10 protein-coding genes are annotated in these 19,001 nt (G+C 59.5%); all 10 read left to right on the forward strand.

All coding sequences use genetic code 11. From position 1 onward, the window contains the following. The first annotated feature begins 52 nt into the window (after nucleotides 1–52). The 10 genes from J3U88_RS14615 (at nucleotide 53) to J3U88_RS14660 (ending at nucleotide 18,607) form a co-directional block, all read left to right on the forward strand. A complete protein-coding gene (locus tag J3U88_RS14615) occupies nucleotides 53–1,252 on the forward strand; it encodes a cyclic nucleotide-binding domain-containing protein (RefSeq protein ID WP_207859606.1) in 1,200 nt (399 codons plus the stop codon). Between the two features lie 243 nt (nucleotides 1,253–1,495). Next, entirely contained in the window at nucleotides 1,496–2,545 is a 1,050-nt protein-coding gene (gene asd / locus J3U88_RS14620; protein ID WP_207859607.1) for an aspartate-semialdehyde dehydrogenase, read from the forward strand. A gap of 556 nt (nucleotides 2,546–3,101) precedes the next feature. Then, nucleotides 3,102–3,305: a hypothetical protein gene (locus J3U88_RS14625; protein WP_207859608.1), complete on the forward strand. Its 204-nt coding sequence runs from the start codon at nucleotides 3,102–3,104 to the stop codon at nucleotides 3,303–3,305. Nucleotides 3,306–3,585: 280 nt separating this feature from the next. Next, nucleotides 3,586–10,596, forward strand: a complete 7,011-nt coding sequence (locus tag J3U88_RS14630; RefSeq protein ID WP_207859609.1) for a hybrid non-ribosomal peptide synthetase/type I polyketide synthase — start codon at nucleotides 3,586–3,588, stop codon at nucleotides 10,594–10,596. 190 nt (nucleotides 10,597–10,786) lie between these two features. After that, nucleotides 10,787–11,068: a hypothetical protein gene (locus tag J3U88_RS14635; RefSeq protein ID WP_207859610.1), complete on the forward strand. Its 282-nt coding sequence runs from the start codon at nucleotides 10,787–10,789 to the stop codon at nucleotides 11,066–11,068. Nucleotides 11,069–11,364: 296 nt separating this feature from the next. After that, nucleotides 11,365–11,640, forward strand: coding sequence for a hypothetical protein (locus J3U88_RS14640; RefSeq protein ID WP_207859611.1), 276 nt, complete (start codon nucleotides 11,365–11,367; stop codon nucleotides 11,638–11,640). Nucleotides 11,641–12,578: 938 nt separating this feature from the next. Further along, nucleotides 12,579–13,553: a VWA domain-containing protein gene (locus J3U88_RS14645; protein ID WP_207859612.1), complete on the forward strand. Its 975-nt coding sequence runs from the start codon at nucleotides 12,579–12,581 to the stop codon at nucleotides 13,551–13,553. Beyond that, the gene (locus tag J3U88_RS14650) at nucleotides 13,554–14,183 is read left to right on the forward strand and encodes an OmpA family protein (RefSeq protein WP_207859613.1); all 630 of its coding nucleotides are present in this window, start codon (nucleotides 13,554–13,556) and stop codon (nucleotides 14,181–14,183) included. Between the two features lie 125 nt (nucleotides 14,184–14,308). Continuing rightward, complete coding sequence (locus J3U88_RS14655) at nucleotides 14,309–15,136, forward strand: sterol desaturase family protein (protein WP_207859614.1); 828 nt, start codon at nucleotides 14,309–14,311, stop codon at nucleotides 15,134–15,136. A 420-nt stretch (nucleotides 15,137–15,556) separates the two neighbouring features. After that, nucleotides 15,557–18,607, forward strand: coding sequence for a sensor histidine kinase (locus tag J3U88_RS14660; RefSeq protein WP_207859615.1), 3,051 nt, complete (start codon nucleotides 15,557–15,559; stop codon nucleotides 18,605–18,607). The last annotated feature ends 394 nt before the right edge of the window (nucleotides 18,608–19,001 follow it).

Consider the following 19,001-nt stretch of genomic DNA (forward strand, 5'->3'; position numbering starts at 1 on the left):
AAAGATCCCCCCAAGTCCCGTCCCCGCGTGGTTTTCACAACCAGGGAGCCCTATGAAAAATCTCTTCAAGCGATGGTTAACCGGCCTTGAAAAAGTTTACCAGGCAAAAACGGAAGAAGAGAAAGAGGCGGTTTACCGGCTACGCTATCGCGTCTTTGTCGATGAACTCAACAAAGAGGTGATCAATGCCGATCACCGAACCCGCCAAATCCGCGACCCCGAGGACGCCTTCCCCAATACCACCTTGCTGTATACGGTGAGCAACGGCAGCCTAACCGGCGCCCTGCGGGTCACCTTATGGCAGCCGGAAGCCATCACGCGCGATTTGAGCAACACCTATTCTTTGCACCTGTTCCCCGATATCCAAAACCACACCATCTCGGAGGTCAGCCGCCTGGTCGCCTCGGCCCAGTCGCGCGGCCAATTGGTGCTCCCCGCCCTGGCCCGTGCCTGTTACGACTTTGTCGCCGGCGAAAACGGCTGTCATTTCGGCTTCTCTTTTTGCGCCCCCGGTTTGGTGCGCCCCTACCGCCGTCTCGGCTACCGCCCCTACAACGCGAGCATGATTTCCACGGCCGACGGTCTGCGCGTACCCCTTATCATGATCACCAGCGACCGCGCCTATTTCCAGGAGGTAAACTCGCCGCTTTCACCCTTCGTTTCGACCTACTTCGGCTCGGGCCGCAACAGAATCCCCCCCCTCGACCTAAGCGCCTACCGCAAGGTCCTGGGCGAATCGGAAACACACATCAAGGTAAAGCCGGAACAGGTTTGGCAACAGATCCAAAGTGAACTCAGCAACGGCAACCAGCAAGCCTTTTCCCTGATGGAAAACCTCACTGAGCGCGAGGTGCGCAAACTGGCGGAACAGGGCATGATCCTCCAGGTTCAACCCTACCAAACGGTAACCCGCGAGGATCTCCACGAGCGGGAAATGTTCGTCATCCTCGACGGCGTATTTGTGGTGTTCAGCGGGGACCGCCGCTTGGCCATGCTCCACAAAGGCGATGTGTTCGGCGAGGTCGCGCTACTCCTCGACAACGGAAGACGCATGGCTTCGATTCGCGCCCTCAACCGCGGCAAACTGCTGGTCCTGCGCCGTAAATTCATCGAAGACATGATGGATCGAGAACCCAAAATCGCCGCAAAACTGTTGTTTAACATCAGCCGCATCATGGCGCAACGCTTCGTCTCCATGATCAAACCGGATGAACCCCAAGTAAACGCCGCCGACGCCAACCTTTCCCCATAATCACCACCGGTCCTTTCTCGAGGGCACGCCCGGCCGCGCTGGAGATGAACCCCAAGCCCCTCCGCCACAAACAACCTTTTGCATCGGCGACTAACTTCCCTATAATGGCGCGCTAAGCCGGTGCCTGCGCCATGCGGTCTCCCCAACCGCGGGCTTTCCCAACAGGTTCGGTATTCCAAACCAAGTGGTCCCGCGTCGCGTTCCCCACGAAAGACACGGGCAACTACTTAAAAAGGACAGAACATGACCGTGAAGAAAAAAGCGGCCATTCTCGGCGCCACCGGTGCCGTCGGTCAACGCTTCATTCAACTCCTCGCCGACCATCCCCAAATTGAGGTTTCCATTTTGTGTGCCTCTGAACGCAATGCCGGTAAACCCTACGGCGAAGCGGTGAATTGGCAAGTTCCCGGCGAACGCCCCACCTATGCCGACCACATGATCTTGCGCCCCTGCCAACCCGATTTCGAAGCCGACATCGTGTTTTCCGCGCTGCCCAGCGCCAATGCACGCGAGGTTGAGCCGGCTTTCGCCGCCGCGGGTCACGCCGTGGTCTCCAACGCAAGCGCGCACCGCATGGGTACCGACATTCCCCTGTTGATCCCCGAAATTAACCCCGACCACACCGGCCTGATCGAGAAACAGCGCCAAAACCACGGATGGACCGGCTTCATCGTCACCAACCCCAACTGTTCGACCCTTGGTTTGGCCCTGCCCCTCAAAGCCTTGGACGACGCCTTCGGCGTCACGGAAGTCAATGTGGTTACCCTGCAAGCCAAATCCGGCGCGGGTTATCCCGGTCCTCCGGAAGAACTGATCGGCGACAACGTGTTACCCCATATCGGCGGCGAAGAAGACAAAATCGAAACCGAGCCCAACAAAATTCTCGGCACACTCGCGGGCGACACCATTGCGCCCCACGACATGGTCCTTTCCGCGCAATGCCACCGCGTCGATGTGCTTGACGGTCACACCGAGGCCCTCAATATCCGTTTCAAACAAACCCCTACCGTGGACGACATCAAGCAATGCCTGCGCGACTTCAAGGGTTTGCCCCAAGAAGTGGGCCTCCACACCGCCCCGGCGTCACCCATCGAGGTACGGGACGAGGAAGACCGTCCCCAACCCAAGCTGGACCTGTGGGCGGGCAAAGGCATGGCCACCGTGGTCGGGCGCATTCGTCCCTGCCCTTTGTTCGACACCAAAATGGTGATTCTGTCCCACAACACCGTACGCGGTGCGGCCGGCGCGGCCATCCTCAACGCGGAGCTGTTGATTCACCAGGGTTTGCTCTAGCACAGCGGGAACATCCAAAGCGGCTCGGCGCCGACCGGCAATGCTTCCAGTCAGAGCCCATGCATCGGCCGGCGTGGTCCGCGCCGGCCGATGCATGGGCGATGCCTATCGCCCTCCGCCAAAGGGTTCGCATCACTTGGATGCAACCAATTGCCACATCGCGGCATGGCTGAATCAAAACCTAAATCACGCCCTTCATGCATCTTAGGATCTCCAATCCGAAATCCTCGCATAGCGGCAACGGAACCTTTGCAGGATTTTATCTTGACCGGCTCGCTTCAAAATGATTTCCTTTAGGGGATGATTGAACGGCTGTCCACACCTCGAACCTCCCTTCCACGGGCGTTTTGTCTTTCAGCCGATTGGGTTGCGTTTTTTCGCATCGGCCCTTGTTCGAGGCTTGTTAATTAGCTGTTACGTTTGTTAATCAGGGTAACGTCATGTCGTCTTGCCCGTGAAAGACCACCGCGGTAGGTCGGCCGTGGAGGAATGTTGGAAGAGGTACGGCCAATTCATGTTTGTTTGTGAACTCTGCGGTACAAAAGTACCACCCCGAATGAAATCAAATTTGGTGATCACCGAGACACGCGCACGCAACTACCCTGCTCGTCAGAACGCCCAGAAAATTAAGCGCAAAAAGAAACCCCTTTACCGTGAGGACCCCGGTGGTCGCGGTTGGGAAATCGTATCCGTGGCCAACGCCTGTAATGGTTGCGCCGCCAAACACGAGACCCCCATGCCCGCGCGTCAGGAAGCTTAATTCACATCACTTTGTTTCATTCAGTTAAGGAGCCGCTCGTTCGGCTCCTTTTTACGTTTAGCCCGACCTGATTCGTCATTGTTCCCAAAAACGAATTCGCTTAATCTTAGGCAAACGTTCAGGTCTTTGTGTTTCGGCCCCGGCCTCGCTTTCCCCTCGGTAGGCATCGTCCCCTTTTTGGATGCCCCCGCTTTTTTTCGCCATAGAAGCAACCCACCCGCCACGCAAATCCTGTCCCGATCAGGGCCGCCCCCTGGAATGTCGTTTTTAGGATTTGCGCATGTCTCACCCATCCACCCCACCCTACCAGCAAGCTTTGGAAGACGCGATTGCCGTGATCGGCTACGCCTGCCGCTTCCCCGACGCACCCGACAGCCGCCGTTTTTGGTTAAACCTCAAAAACAACCACAACGCGGTGCGCCGCCTGACCCAAGCCGAGCTTGACGCGGCGGGCGTTCCCGCCGAAGAACAACGCGCCCCGGGTTACGTCCCCTTCGCGGCCCCCGTCACAGGGTTCGACTGCTTCGACGCGCGTTTCTTCGGCTTCACCAAACGCGAGGCGGAAACCCTGGATCCGCAGCAACGCCTCATGCTGCAAACCGCCTACCACGCCCTGGAAGACGCGGGTTATCCCGGCGCCGGCGGCCTGGATCGCGTCGGCGTTTTCGCCGGCGGTCGGTTTAGCGATTACCTCATCCGCCAACTCTACGCCAACCAGGAATGGCTGCAACAAACGGGTTACTTTCAAGCGCTGCTCGGCAACGACAAAGACTACCTGGCCCCGCTCCTCTCTTATAAATTGGACCTCAAGGGACCCAGTATTGCGGTGCAAACGGCCTGTTCCACCTCGCTGACGGCGATGCACCTGGCCTGCGAATCCTTGCTCAGCCACAACTGCAACGCGGCACTGGTCGGCGCGGTCACCTTGCGCCTGCCCCAATTCGGCGGTTACCACTACGCCCCCGGCGGCATTTTTTCGCCCAAGGGCCAAGTTCGCTTTCTCGACGCCGCCGCCGACGGCACCGTCTTTGGCAACGGCGTCGGCGCGGTGATCCTTAAACGCTACAGCGACGCGCTCGAGGACGGCGACACCGTTCACGGCCTCATCCTCGGCTCGGCGGTCAACAACGACGGCGGTACCAAGGTCGGCCTCACCGCGCCCTCCGCCGACGGTCAAGCACGGGTGATTGCCGACGCGCTGGCCGTCGCCGAATGTGAGCCGGACGATCTCCAGGTCATCGAGTGCCACGGAACCGGCACCGCCCTGGGAGACGCCATCGAACTCAACGCGCTCAACAAGGTGTTCGGTGACAGCAGCACGGAATTCCTGCTCGGCTCGGTCAAGACCAACCTCGGCCACCTGGAAGCCGCCGCCGGCATGGCGGGTTTGATCAAAATCCTGTTGATGATGCGCCACAGAACCCTGGTGCGCACCCTGGGTTTTGAGACAGCCAACCCCAACATCGATTTCGGCAAAGGCCGCTTCAAACCGATTCAGGAAAACCAGCCCTGGCAGACAAACAGTCACGGCCACCGTGTGGCGGGTTTGAGTTCCTTCGGAATCGGCGGCACCAACGCCCATCTTATTGTGTGCAGCCCACCGGAGACCCGAACCCCGGCGGCGGGGAAAAACGACAAGCACCTCTTCCAAATATCGGCGCGCGACGAGGCGGCGCTGTTAGGCCAAAAAGCGGCACTACGGGCGCAACTCGCCGACGATCCCGACCGGCTCGCCGATGTGGCCTACAGCCTGCGCCACCATCGCGTGGTATTCCCCTTCCGGTTTACCTGCGTCGCCAAGGACAGCCACGAACTACGCAAGCACTTGGGCCGCAAGGAGGCGGCCCGCAAAGCCGCGCCCCAGGCCGGGCGTTTGGCGTTTGTATTTCCCGGCCAGGGAAGCCAACACGTCGCCATGGCGCGCAAGACCTATCAGCATGAACCCCTGTTCCGCCAATGGATCGACCGCGGCTTGGATCATTTGCAAGCCGTTGGGAAGCCGGAACCGGCGCGGTTGTGGCGCGATTACCAGCAGGCCGGCGCCGCCGAGTTATGGCGGCAAACCCAACACGCGCAACCGCTGTTGTACCTGGTCCAGGTCGCCTTGGCCAAGTTGTGGCAATCCTGGGGCATCCAACCGCACGCCTTACTGGGCCACAGCATTGGCGAATGGAGCGCGGCCTGCATCGCCGAAATTGTTTCCTTTGAGCAAGGCCTGGAAATCGTCTGGGAACGCGGTCGCCTTTTGCAGCACCAACCGGGCGGCGCCATGCTCTCCGTCAACGCGGGCGAACCGACGATTCGCCCCTACTTGGCGCCGGATGTGTGTGTCGCCGCCTTTAACGCGCCCCACTTTTTAACCCTGTCCGGCCCGTTCGCGGCGATTGACGTCACCCGCGTCAACCTCGACACCGCCGGCATTAAGTGTCGTCCGCTGCACACCTCCCACGCCTTCCACGCACCGAGCATGGCACCCGCCCGCGAGGCCTTTGCCGCCTTTTTGAGAACCCGCGTCCTGCGCACCCCCAAACTGCCCTTCCCAAGCAACGTAAGCGGGACCTGGATGACCGATGATCAAGCTGTTTCACCCGATTGGTGGGCGCGTCAGTTGGTCGAACCGGTGCGTTTCCAGACGGCGGTGGAAACCATGGCGGAACGGGTCGACCATTGGTTGGAAGTAGGACCCGGCCACCAAAACACCACCTTCGTGCGGGCCACCCTCCCCGAGGCCGTCGCCCATTCGAGTTTACCCGCGGTGGTCGCCCAAGACGCGGACGACCACCGTCACCTGTTGCACACGGCCGGACGCTTGTGGTCCCTGGGTTACCCACTCCTGATGGACCCGGAGCGCAAGGGCGGGCGCCTGAAACGCCTGCCGGGTTATGCCTTCAGCAGCGAACGCTTCTGGGTGGAGGCGCGGGCCTATCCCGGTCAAAGCACCGCGCCGGCGGTCCCCAAACCCAGCCAACCCGCGACCGAGGCACGGCCGGCCGAAACGAGCGACCAGGATGCAATCACCCAAACCCTGGTCGCCATTTGGCGCGAGCAGTTGGGTCTGGACACGGTGTCGCTCGACGCGGATTTCTTCGAACTGGGCGGGCACTCGCTGCTCGCAACCCGCATTCTCGCGCGCATCCGCGAACAGCTCGGCGTGGAACTGAGCCTGAGCCGGTTTTTCACGGGGCAAACCACCTGCATCCGCGCCTTGGCCGAGGTCGTCCGTTCCGAACCCAAAACCGACAGCAGCGCGACCCCAACCATTCCCCGCTTAACAAACCGCGACGCGTTACCCCTGAGCGCGGCGCAGGAGCGCATGTGGTTCCTGTTCCGCTTGGCCCCGGACAACCCCGCCTACAACCTACCCGGCAGCTTTGATCACCACGCCGATTTAAACGTCAGCGCCTTCAAGGGCGCCTTAGGCGACTTGCTCGACCGCCACGAAATTTTGCGCACGCGGTATCCCTACCGCGCCGGCGCACCCCGCGCGGTCGTGGAACCGGCAGCATCCTTCACCTGCACCTTCCACAACCTCACCCATTTGAGCCCGGCCGCGCGCGCCGAGGCCGCGGCCAAATTGGCGGCAAGCGACGCCGCGACCCCATTCGATCTGGAAAACGATTTGCCGGTCCGCGCCGCCATTGTGGAACTGGACCATAACCATTTCCGCATTCTGCTGTGTCTGCACCACATCGCCGCCGACGGCGGTTCCTTCACCTTGCTGGCCCGCGACCTGTTGGCCTTTTACCAGGCGCGCCTGAGCGGCGAGGCGGCCACGCTGCCACCGCTAGCCGTTCAGTACGGGGACTACGCGGCCTGGCAACAGCAACAGCTGGACGGAAAAAACCTTGCCCCCGCGGCGGCCTTTTGGCGCGAACAGTTGGCCGACGCCCCGCTTGTATTCGATCCTTTCCCGGACTTTGAACGGCCGCCCATCACCGATCCGAAAGGCGCACGGCTGGCCCTCGACCTCGGCCCGGAACGCTCCCAAAAACTGCGTGAATTGGCGCGCACCCACAACCTGTCACTGTTCGTGACCCTGCTGACCTGCTTCGAGGTACTGCTCTGGAACCGCTCCGGCCGCGACGATTTCCTGCTGGGCACCCACATGACCCACCGCAACCGACCCGAGCTGGAACCCCTGGTCGGCCTGTTCGTCAACCAACTCGTACTGCGCGCCCGCCTCGCCGGTAACCCGAGCTTTTCCGACCTGTTGACCCAAAACCGCGACCAGGTCGGCGCGGCTTTTGACCACGGCGCGTTCCCCTTCGAAAAAATCGTCGAAATGCTGCAACCCGACCGCGATTTGAGCCGCAACCCCATTTTCCAAATTTTATTTGTATTCCAAAACCATCCACCGGCCCAGGCCGACAGCGACAACCTGCGTCCGGCCGAGGCCGGTTCGTCGCTGATCGTGCGCGACGACCTGCGGCTGGAGCTTTACGACGACCATCCCGCTTTGGTGGGTTTCATCGAATACCGCACGTCGATTTACCATCACCAAACGATTTCATCCTTGGCCGACCAGTTTTACCGCTTGATCGATCTGATTTGCACGGATCCAACCCAAAATTTGCGCGCCCTCGCCTTGCAAACGCCCCACCTTGACGCGGCGGCGCAACAGGCCCAACACGATCACCTACGCCGCCCGGAAATCCCACTTCCGTCGGTTTTCCCGACCCGCCTACTGTCCCGCTGCCAAACCCACCCCGACAATGACGCGGTGATTGCCGAGCATGATCCGGTCGCGGCCTGGCGCCGTCTCAGCTACGGCGCCTTGGGTCGCGAGGCCCAACAACTGGCGCGGCAACTGCTCGGCCGCGGCTTGCGTGGCGAAGACGGGGTCGCCCTCTTTATGGATCGCTCCGCGGGCTTTGTCATCGGCTTCTGCGGTACCATGCTCGCCGGCGGCATGTACGTCCCACTCGATACCGGCGCCCCGCCCAGCCGCTTGGCTTACCAACTCGACAAATCGGGCGCGCGTTTTATCCTCACCACCACGGCATTGCGCGACCGCCTACCCGAGGAACTTTGCAGTGGCCGCGAGGTGATTTGCCTGGACGCGGCCCGTGATCGCCGTGATGTGGAGGACGGCGGCAACGACGCCCTACCGCTGCCCAACCTGCTCCCCCGCCAAACCGCCTACATCCTGTTCACCTCGGGCTCAACCGGTGAACCCAAGGGCGTCGCCGTGGAACACGCCCAGCTGGCGTATTACATCGACGCCATGATCGAACGTTTGGAACTGATTCCCGCGCGCTACGCCTGGATTTTGGCAACCACGGCCGATGCGGGCCACACCGTCTTGTTCCCCACCCTGTCCATCGGCGGCACCATTTACGCCGTCGACGGCGCCACCGCGGCCCAACCCGACAGCCTCGCGCGGTACCTGCAAAACCACCGCATCGAAGACCTCAAGGTCATGCCCAGCCTGTTGCAAGCCCTGCAAACCGGCGGCAATTTCAGCCAGGTCCTGCCCGCCCGTCACCTCGTGATGACCGGTGAACCCGCCGAACTGACTTGGATCCGCAAACTCCAGAAGGCCGCGCCCACCATGCGCATCGACAACGAGTACGGCCCCACCGAAACCACGGTCGGCGTCACGGTCGCCCGTTTCGACGGCCACCCACTCGACCACCTGAAGGCCTGGCCCATCGGCGACCCCTTGACCGGCGTGCGCTGTTACATCGTCGACCGCTTCGACCGCCCCGTCGCCCCCAACATGCACGGTGAACTCCACATTGGCGGCACCTTGGTCACGCGCGGTTACATCGGTCAACCGGCCTTGACCGCCGACCGCTTCCGGCCCGATCCCTTTAGCCCGGAGCCCGGCGCCCGGCGTTACGTCACCGGGGACGACGCCTCGCTCAACCACGACGGCGACCTGCTCTTCCACGGCCGCCTCGATACCCAAATAAAAATTCGCGGGTTCCGGGTCGAACCGGGCGAAATTGAAAGCCACCTGCGCGACAATACCTGGATCGAACACTGCGTGGTTCGCCTGGTAACCGAACCCAAAACCCGCCTGGTCGCCTACCTGGTGGTGCGCAAACTCGCGCCGCCGGAAGCCGAACTGGTCACCGCATTGCGCGCCTGGCTGGGCAAACGCCTGCCGCCCATCCTTATTCCCAGCGCCTTCATCCTGCTCCCGGCATTGCCGCTTTCACCCAACGGCAAGCTCAACGTGCGCGCCCTCCCGCAACCCGGCCGCGCCCAAAACACCAAAACCCCGCCCGGCACCGCGCTGGAACGCCAACTGGCCGCCGTTTGGTGCCAGGTCCTTGGTCTGGAAGCCGTCGGCCTTGAAGACAACTTCTTTGAAATCGGCGGCGATTCCTTGATGAGCATCCAGTTACTCGCGTTGGCGGGACGCGTCGGGCTCCCGCTTACCGCCGAGGTCTTTTTCCGTCACCAAACCCTGGGCGAACAGGCAACGGTGCTGGCGGACCAAGGCCTGGACGCCCAACTGCAAACCCGGGCTTTGGTGGCCCTACAACCCGCGGGCGAGGCGCCGCCGCTGTTTTGCGTTCACTCCGCCGGCGGTTTGGTATTTGGCTATATTAATGTAGCGCGTGCTTTGGGTGCGTCCCGCCCGTTTTTCGCGCTCCAAGACGCCGATGCACTCCGTGACGAGGAACCGAGCCAACCCAGCGATGTGACAAGCCTGGCAGCCCGTTACGCGGCGGAAATCGAGGCTACCCAACCCGAGGGCGATCTCCACCTCGCCGGCCACTCATTCGGCGGCCTGGTGGCTCTTGCCTGCGCCGAGCGGCTCCGAGCCAAGGGCCGTACCGTCGCGAAACTGATTTTGATGGACAGCTTCCCCTCCACTGAAGGCGAAGTCTTCGACGCGGAAAACGCCTTCCAAACCACCCTTGGCCACATGTTACGTGTGTTCTTCCGCCAGGCCGGCCAAACGCCGCCGTTCACGGCACAAGAACTCCAGGGCTTGCCGCGCGACCACCAATTAGAACGGGTGACCAACGCCTTGCGTGGCTTACCCGGCAACGAACAACTGAACGAACAGCACCTGGCCCGTCAGGTGGCGGTGTTCATTCACCACACTCGGGCCGCCCACGGCTTCGAGCCGCCCCTTTACGCGGGCGACACCCTGCTGATCCGCCCGCAACAAGAATTGGACGCGGAACCGGCGGACAACCACGACCGCGGCTGGCGCGCTTGGCTCAGTCGGCTACAGGTCGTCGGGGTGACGGGCGACCACACCACGATGCTCACGGCGGAACACGCGGAAACCCTGGCGAACCGAATTCGCGCTTATTTGGCGGGTGCCTAACCAGGAATGGGCCACGGGTGCAAAAGTCGTTTTTAAACCTATCAAAACCTGACACATACGTTTTTTTTCAGCAGAAGACCGCATTTTTCGTTTGATCCTGAGACTGAGTATCAATACACTACACAGGTAAGCAAACGACGGCAATCACCCAAACCAAACAGGCATTGTCGCGATTCGGTTGGAGGCTCTCATGGAAAAGCGTTGTTTTCACCCTTCGAATTACAAAATCACTTGGACCACCCAAGTTCAAACCGACTTTGTGGTTGAGAACGGTCAGGTCAAAGCACCCGAGTCCCGCGACCAGTGTCACAAGCCGCACGTGAAGTTCGAATGTGGCGACTGCGGTTTTACCGCCTATTATGCCGCACACCGCCAGCCCCATTGGTTCCGCGCCAAGCTGGAAGCGGCGGGCAGCCGTTTCCCCGGCGAGCCGTGCCCCCACGAGCGGGAAGAACAAAGCGCGGTGGCATAAGCCAAAAACTTGCGGAAACACTATTTTTCTCAAGCATCACAATCTACCACCGACACAATAAGTCGAACACAACAATAGTTTAAGTAATTGACGGAATGCGCTTATTGCGCCGTCAACGCACCCTTATAAAAACCTTGGTTTACTGAGGTTGTGCGAAATTTACGAAAAGGCCCTTGAGAAGGGTCTTTTTTCATTTTATAGTCGGTGAATCAACCCAACCAACATGGTGCTCTCATTTTGCCGAATGGATTCGGCCGGGACTTTTTGTGCCCGGGCTTAGAGAAAAGGAGTTCGCAATGGACGCTCTTTACCGCCGCGAAGTATTGCAAGACATCAAAGAAGCCTTGGCCCGTCGCGGCCTGGACGACCTTCCCGGCGAAGCGGCCCAAGCCGAACGCGAAGAATTCGAAGAGGGTTATTTATTCGGTCGTTTACAGCGCCTGTGCCAGTTGTGGCGCAACGACGACATCCACCAATACGATTTCCAGGTAAAGGCGTTAACCATCCACGCGTTGATCAACGAATACGAACGCGGCAACATGGATGAAGTGGCGATGTTCTTCAAACGCTAGCAAGGATGGCCTGAAGCCTAACGGCAACCACCCGGTCCCCATGGGCTTGACCCGGCAACCACCCGGTCCCCCATGGGCTTGACCCGGCAACCACCCGGTCCCCCATGGGCTTGACCCGGCGTGTGCTGAAAGTACACGCACACCGCCATGCGGGGCCCATGCTTCATTTAAACGTGAGGCAATGCCGAACCACTTCCAGTTGTCCTGAAAGGACTAACTATGGCAGCCTAGGGTCAAGGAACGAAGTGACTGCAACCCTAGGTCGCTTCGATTAACAGGAAACCCAGTCCTGAAGGGACGGGCATTGGCACCCCTTTCCACCGACCGAAACGCCCGCGTGGCAAACCACGGAATACCGAAACCATTGTTTGGTTCCTGATCGGAAAACCGAAACACCCGCGTGGCAAACCACGGAATACCGAAACCTTCGTTTGGTTCCTGATCGGAAAACCGAAACGCCCGCGTGGCAAACCACGGAATACCGAAACGCTCGTGGGGTTCATGATTGACATCCGTGTATCCTGAAAGGCTTCGGGACCGGCACTTTCAGCGCCTGCGTTTCGGGAACCGCGAAGACCCAGGGTAGGTCCCTTTTTCAAAGGGCCCGACCCTTCGCTGCCATAGCTAGTCCTTTCAGGACAGCGGGTTGAGGTCCGCCTTCGGCGAACGGTTAAATCAATGGTGGACCCCGCATCGGGATGTGTTCGTCCCTTCAGGACGAACCGGGTCATCATCTTCTAGAATACGACCCTCGTTCCACCCGTCCAACATCAATGGTGGACCCCGCATCGGGGTGTGTTCGTCCCTTCAGGAGCAACCGGGTCATCCTCTTCTAGAATACGACCCTCGTTCCACCCACCAACATCCACCCATCCCAAATCACATATGCCACCCAAACCCTTGCCTTGACGCGGCAAGTCGGTCATACTGCCCTGGCTATGAACAGCTGTTTCACACCCAACCAAAGCCTTATCTGCCAAACCGGGTTGCTGCTTTGCTGCCTCGCTTTGGCCGGCCCCACTCATGCCCAAACCCAACCCGATAAAGGGTTCGACGACAACCAGAGTTTCAAGTTTTCCTTGATTCAAATTCCGGTTTGGGTCACCAACAAACAAAACCGCCCCGTCGCCGGCCTCGAACGCGACGATTTTGTGCTGACCGTCGACAACCGTCCCGTCCAAATCGATGGGTGCATGCCCGCCTACGACCGCCCCCTCGAAGCCGTTTACCTCATTGATATGTCCGGCTCCATGGATATCGGCGGCAAACTCCAAGGTTCCATCCAAACCATCGACTATCTGCTGGATCAGCACCAAAAAGAAGATCGCTGGAAAGTGATCCTTTTCTCAGATTCCGAAGTTTTGGCCATCGCCGATGAAAAAAACCATCACCTTTGGCACCTAAATAAGGCTAAGTTGAAAGGCTACGGGAAAACAGCCCTCTACGATGCGCTGAGTTCCAGCCAAGCTTATTTCAGCAAAGACGGTCTTACCAACCGCGCGCTGATGCTGTTTACCGATGGTAACGACAACCAAAGCCGTCTCACCAGCGAGCAACTCATGAAAGTCTTGCGCATTATTGACGTGCCGGTCTTTATCGTGGGCATTGCCGACGGTTTTGTCCCCAGCAGCGAAGCGGCCCAAGAAGATCTGGGCTTGCAAACGCTTCAGGAAATCACGACAATCACAGGCGGAGAATTATTCATTGCTAAGGACGCGCACCAACTGCCCCAAATCACCACCACGCTTAACGAGAAAATGCGGCCCCAGTACATGCTTTCGATGACGGTCGAGCAAAAAGCGGGTGACCCAAGGCGACGTATTGATGTGCGCATTCACAGGCGAAACAACTATAAGGTCCGTTTTCGTCAGGGCTATATAGGTTCCATGCCTGAACTAATTGGAGGAAATTAAATGAGATCGATCGCGCTAACCTTGATCTTGTGCTTGTGTTCGATGAGTTGTGCGACCAAGCAGTTTGTCGACCGGGAGATTGAGGCTTCTGAATCCCGGACCCAACGCCAAATCGAAGACATTAAACGCCAAGTTGAGGAAACCCAGACGGAAATCAAAGACATGGCCTCCGAAATGGGTTTGAAAATCGAAGGCCTCGAGGAAACCAACGACGACATCTCCAAGATGGTTAGTGAAAACCAGCAGATGATCGCCCAGTTCGGCCAGCTTCGTTTCCAAAAAACGCTTTCCGAGGCCGAGGCCAACTTCCGCAGCGACAAATTCGAGCTGACCGAGCCGGCCCGCGAACAACTCGACAAGTTCGCCCAATTGCTGCTCAGCCAAAACAAACTGGTCCACATCGAAATCCAAGGCCACACCGACAGCCGCGGTTCCGAGGACTACAACATGCGCCTCGGCCAGCAACGTGCCGATTCCGTGCGTGAGTACCTGTACAAGCAGCACGACATCCCGCTGCACCTGATGAACACCGTCAGCTACGGCGCCGACAAACCCATCTCCGAAAACAACAACGCGGAAGGCCGCGCCAAAAACCGCCGCGTTGTTCTGGTCGTTCGCATGCAGTTCTAAGCGTTTTATCTGGTTCCAATCCCCAAAAACCCGTGTCACCCGACACGGGTTTTTTATGCGAAGCGGAAGGTTGGCGGACCCCAGCTTGTTTTTGCTAAGGTATGCGGGTGATACCGAGGTGGATCATGAACTGGCAACAACTGAACTTATGGCAGGTGGCAAGTGACCCGCGCGGTTACTTCTTTTGGTTGCTGCTGATTTCGTTGCTCTGCCTGGTGCTTGAACGGTTGTTCCCCTGGCGCAAACAGCCTTTGTTGCGCCCCCAATTCGGCCAGGACCTTTTTTTCCTGGTGTTTAACGGCCATTACGCCGGGTTGATCATTGCCGTGTTTGCCGGTTGGTTGACCGCCCGCTTTGACGCCGCAACCGGTCTCAACCTGTTCGCCGGGCTCCAAAAAGCGAATTTGTTGGCAGAAGCACCCGCTTGGCTGCAGTTTATCCTGTTTTTCCTGTTCAAGGATTTCCTCGAGTATTGCATCCACAACCTGCTCCACCGCGTTCCTGTTTTGTGGCGTTGGCACAAAATTCACCATTCGATTGAAACCATGGACTGGATCGGCAATTTCCGGTTCCATTGGCTGGAAATCGTGCTGTACAAAAGCCTGAGTTACCTGCCGCTGGTGATCCTCGGCGTCGATGGTGCGATCATGCTGTGGATTGCCGTGATTGCCACTCTGGTCGGGCATCTCAACCACAGCAACCTCAACTGGAGCTACGGCCCGCTGCGGTTCGTGTTTAATTCGCCCCGCTTCCATATTTGGCATCACGACGTGATCGCCCACGGTGGGCACGGCACCAATTTCGCCATCGTGTTCAGCATTTGGGATTGGCTGTTCGGCACCGCCTTTTGGCCGAAAGAAGAACAGCCGCCGAAACTGGGTTTCGCGGATTTAGACCGTTTCCCCACCAGTCTTTGGGGACGCATGCTTTACCCCTTCACGCGAAAACCCTAACCCGCATTTCTCACAAGGAATTCTGCTACGAAGCCGAAAGCCATGCGATTACGAGGGGGCGGCCTTCCGGGTTACTTGGTCGAGCCGCCTTCGCCTCTGCTGCTACGCCGAAGGGTCGGCCCCGCGAATGGTCGGCCCCGCGAATGGTCGGCCCCGCGAATGGTCGGACCCCTGTGCCGTGGCTTGGTCGTAATCTGTGTACTCACAAGGCTTTCAGCTTCTCGCGACGAATCCTTGTGAGAAATGCGGGCTAATCGCGTGGATGTCACAAAAAAGGGTTATTTCTCGCTAAACAGAAAGAGAACACGTTTGGTGAAAAGGACGTATCGGGACAAACGGCTCCGCACCATTGCCGATTTCATGGCATGATGGCACCAACCCCCTCGTCACCGATTTCACAAAAGGACCTTTGCCCCCACAATGATTTGGGTTTCCCTATTTTTGTTGATGCAACCGCCGACCGGCCAATTTTTCCGGTACGGCACCGACAGCGACTTTTTTATCGAAGAACGGATTACCTGCATGCTGCGTTCACAACGCGGCCTGATGTGGTTCGGTACCCAGCGCGGCTTGGTCCGCTTCGACGGCATCGACACGCTGCACTTCCGCGGCCATATCGAGGACTCCTTTAGCATTCCCACCGACAACATCTCGAGCCTCGCCCAAACCGATCCCGACTTTTTGTGGGTTGGAACCCAAGACATGGGGGTGTTCCAGTTTGATCTGATCACCGGCAAACGCCGCCTGTGGCGCGCCGACAAAGTGACGGGCACCATCCTCAGCATGGTGGTTGATGGGAGCGGGCAGCTCTGGGCGGCGGGCAGCCATGGGTTATGGCGCTTCTCCACGAGCGGCGACATCACCCGCAAAGTGAACGACCGCGCCACCCGCTGCCTGACGCGCGCGGCCAACGGCGGGATCTGGCAAGCCGGCAACGATTACGGGCTGTACTACATCAACCCGGTGGACGACACGGAGCGCGCGGTCAACGGCATGCAAGGCCTGCTGGTCCGGGACTTACTGGAAGACGAGGAAACCCTGTGGCTGGCGGCCGATCAAGGCCTCTATCGGGTTGACCGCTTCCGCGCCAAACGCGCGCCGCAATGGCCGCTCACCGGCGAAACCAAACCGCTCTTCTACCGCGCCCAAAGCCTGGCCCGCGACCATTTCGGAACGCTGTGGGTCGGTGGCAATCGAGGCTTGTGGCGCCGCCGTTCGGGCCAAAGAACCTTCGAACATTTCAAGGCCGACCTCGCCAATCCAGCCGCGCTCCGCAACAACTTGGTCAACCTGCTCCTGGTCGACGATCACCACCAATTGCTGTGGCTCGCCACCCAACTCGGCGGCGTGGATACCTACCAACTGCTCCAGGATCAATTCCACCTCCAGGTGACCCATGCCTCCACCAGCAAGTTGATGATTCACAAGGATTTTTTGTGGGTCGCCAAACTCGCCTTCGGGGCCGACCGGGTCTCACTCAACGACCTGACCCAACAAACAACCTTTCTCCAAGATTACCGCATCGCCGCGCTCACCATCGACGCGGACGACGCCGTGTGGTTCGCAACCAATCGCGGCATGTTCCACCTTGCCCCCGGCGACGACCAACCCCAAAAACGGCCGCTCACCTTTCCCGAAAAAAAACGCTACCAGCTCACCGCCGTGCACCGTCGCGAAAAGAACCTGTGGGTGGGCACCCGCCAAGGCTTGTACCACCACAACCTCGGCGCGGGAAAACAGAGGATGGACGTCTCCAAGGTCATGCCGAACAAAACGATCACCGTTCTGGAAGGCGATGCGCATGGACGCCTGTGGGTCGGCACCTTCCGCCACGGCCTGACCCTGATCAACACGGCCGACGGGCGCCAAACCCACTACCGCAAAATGGGCACCCCTTCCTCCGGCGGGCTCAGCAACAACAGCGTGTTGGATTGTCGCCTGGACGCGCGGGGTTTGCTGTGGATCGCCACCATGGGCGGCCTCAACCAGCTGGACCCCGAAAGCGGTAAAATCACCTATTTCACCATGCAATCCGGTTTCCCCGATAACGCGGTCACCGCGCTAACTTTCGACCAAACGGGCAAGCTCTGGGCCAATACCGGCTCCGGGTTGGTGACCCCGCGCGACGACGGCTACACCATCCTGCGCCGCCGCGTCGAACAGTTCAACATCGCCGGGGCCACCACCCGCACCGGCGCGGTCGCGCCGGACGGCCGTGTCTTTTTCGGCGGCACGCGCGGTTGGGTGGCTTTTGATCCCAACGTGGTGACCCACATGAAACCACCGCGCGTCCTAATCACCGGCATTGATCGCGACGGTTCCCCCATTGCCGTCGGCCGCCCGCCCGCGCTTTATCTCGGCCAAGAACACGAAAGCCTCGAAATCGAATGGACCACCGTGGACTACAACCAACCGCGCTACAACCTCTTGCGCGCGCGCATCGGCGAGGGCGGCGAGTCGCGCGATCAACGTGGAAAATGGCGCGCCCGCTTTACCAGCGACATGAGCTGGGGACGCGGCGACGGTTTGTTTTCCGTTCAAGTCGAAGGGGAGAATCAACGGGGCTTCAGCACCCGGATCGTCGAAACCGTGCGCATCCAGGAACCCTGGTGGAAGCGTTGGTGGTGGTTGCTGCTCGGCTCTTTTTTCCTGATCAGCTACGCGGCGGGCCACACCGTGGTTCAGGCCCGCACGCGCAAAAAACAACGGGAACTGGAAGCCCGTGTCGAACTGGCCGAGGAACAATTCGCGGCCGCCGAACGCAAACAACGCTACGAGGCCGCCAAACGCAAGCTTCAAGAAGAACACTTTTGGATGCTACAACAGCATTTGGACCAGGTCTCCACCCAAATCGCGCACGACCTTCACGACGGGCCGCTGGCTGAATTGTCCGGCATGGGTTTCCGCCTGCATGCCCTGCAACAGGCCGACCTCGACGAGGCGGTTAAAGCCCAATTAGCCGACCTCACCGGCACCCTGGTGCCGCGCATTAGCCACGAGTTGCGCAACGTCTGTTCGGATTTGTTGGTGCCGGACTTCGATATGAGCTTGGCTTTGGAAGTGGAAAGTTTCGCGGAAAACATGGCCGAGCGCTACCCCGAGATTGAACTCGACACGGACATCGCGGACGACCCCGCGGGCGTTTCGGCCGCGGTCAAAAGCACGCTGTACCGCATCGCGCGCACGCTGCTGCAAAACGTCGCCAAACACGCCCATGCCGGCAAGGCACGGCTGGATCTGAGTTACAGCACCGATCAGGTTCAGCTCGTGGTCTCGGACGACGGGGTCGGTTTCGCCGCACCGCAAGCCTGGGACCAACTCAAGAAAGAAAAGCACTACGGTTTGTACATGTCCCATTATTTCGCCAACGCGCTCGGCGGCGATTTGGTGGTTCATTCGCAAATCGGTGAGGGTACCCGTATCGAGGTCAACCTGCCCAAAACCGAGGCGGCCCGCATGGGGTCATCCTAATGCCGCCTGCGCCCCCCGTTCCGGGGGCCGTTACATTTGTCACGGGTCCGCGAGACGACACTCACTTGTCCCAAAGCAGCGGATCGATTACCTTATAGTGGCGAGGCGTAATAAGCGATTTGGTTTTTTAATACCAACCACCAGCCTCGCACTTCGCCACCTGAACCGGCTGCAGGTGCCGCGAAACACCATGGGTTTCGACCCCGCCACATCAGCCCCTCAACCGTTACCGAACCGCCCTCGGTTTGGTCAATACCGGACAAACCCGCATTTCTCACAAGATATTCTGCTACGAAGCCGAAACCCATGCGATTACTTCGCTTACTCGGTCGAGCCGCCTTCGCCGTAGCGCTGCTACGCCTGTGTCGTCTCTCGGTCGTAATCTTCGTACTCA

The organism is Acanthopleuribacter pedis, assembly GCF_017377855.1.
GTDB classification, from domain to species: Bacteria; Acidobacteriota; Holophagae; order Acanthopleuribacterales; family Acanthopleuribacteraceae; genus Acanthopleuribacter; species Acanthopleuribacter pedis.

What these genes read in the sequence shown, in the direction of transcription:
- J3U88_RS14615 (WP_207859606.1), top strand. Translation starts at nt 53, where the DNA reads ATGAAAAATCTCTTCAAGCGATGGTTAACCGGCCTTGAAAAAGTTTAC.
- asd (WP_207859607.1), top strand. Translation starts at nt 1,496, where the DNA reads ATGACCGTGAAGAAAAAAGCGGCCATTCTCGGCGCCACCGGTGCCGTC.
- J3U88_RS14625 (WP_207859608.1), top strand. Translation starts at nt 3,102, where the DNA reads ATGAAATCAAATTTGGTGATCACCGAGACACGCGCACGCAACTACCCT.
- J3U88_RS14630 (WP_207859609.1), top strand. Translation starts at nt 3,586, where the DNA reads ATGTCTCACCCATCCACCCCACCCTACCAGCAAGCTTTGGAAGACGCG.
- J3U88_RS14635 (WP_207859610.1), top strand. Translation starts at nt 10,787, where the DNA reads ATGGAAAAGCGTTGTTTTCACCCTTCGAATTACAAAATCACTTGGACC.
- J3U88_RS14640 (WP_207859611.1), top strand. Translation starts at nt 11,365, where the DNA reads ATGGACGCTCTTTACCGCCGCGAAGTATTGCAAGACATCAAAGAAGCC.
- J3U88_RS14645 (WP_207859612.1), top strand. Translation starts at nt 12,579, where the DNA reads ATGAACAGCTGTTTCACACCCAACCAAAGCCTTATCTGCCAAACCGGG.
- J3U88_RS14650 (WP_207859613.1), top strand. Translation starts at nt 13,554, where the DNA reads ATGAGATCGATCGCGCTAACCTTGATCTTGTGCTTGTGTTCGATGAGT.
- J3U88_RS14655 (WP_207859614.1), top strand. Translation starts at nt 14,309, where the DNA reads ATGAACTGGCAACAACTGAACTTATGGCAGGTGGCAAGTGACCCGCGC.
- J3U88_RS14660 (WP_207859615.1), top strand. Translation starts at nt 15,557, where the DNA reads ATGATTTGGGTTTCCCTATTTTTGTTGATGCAACCGCCGACCGGCCAA.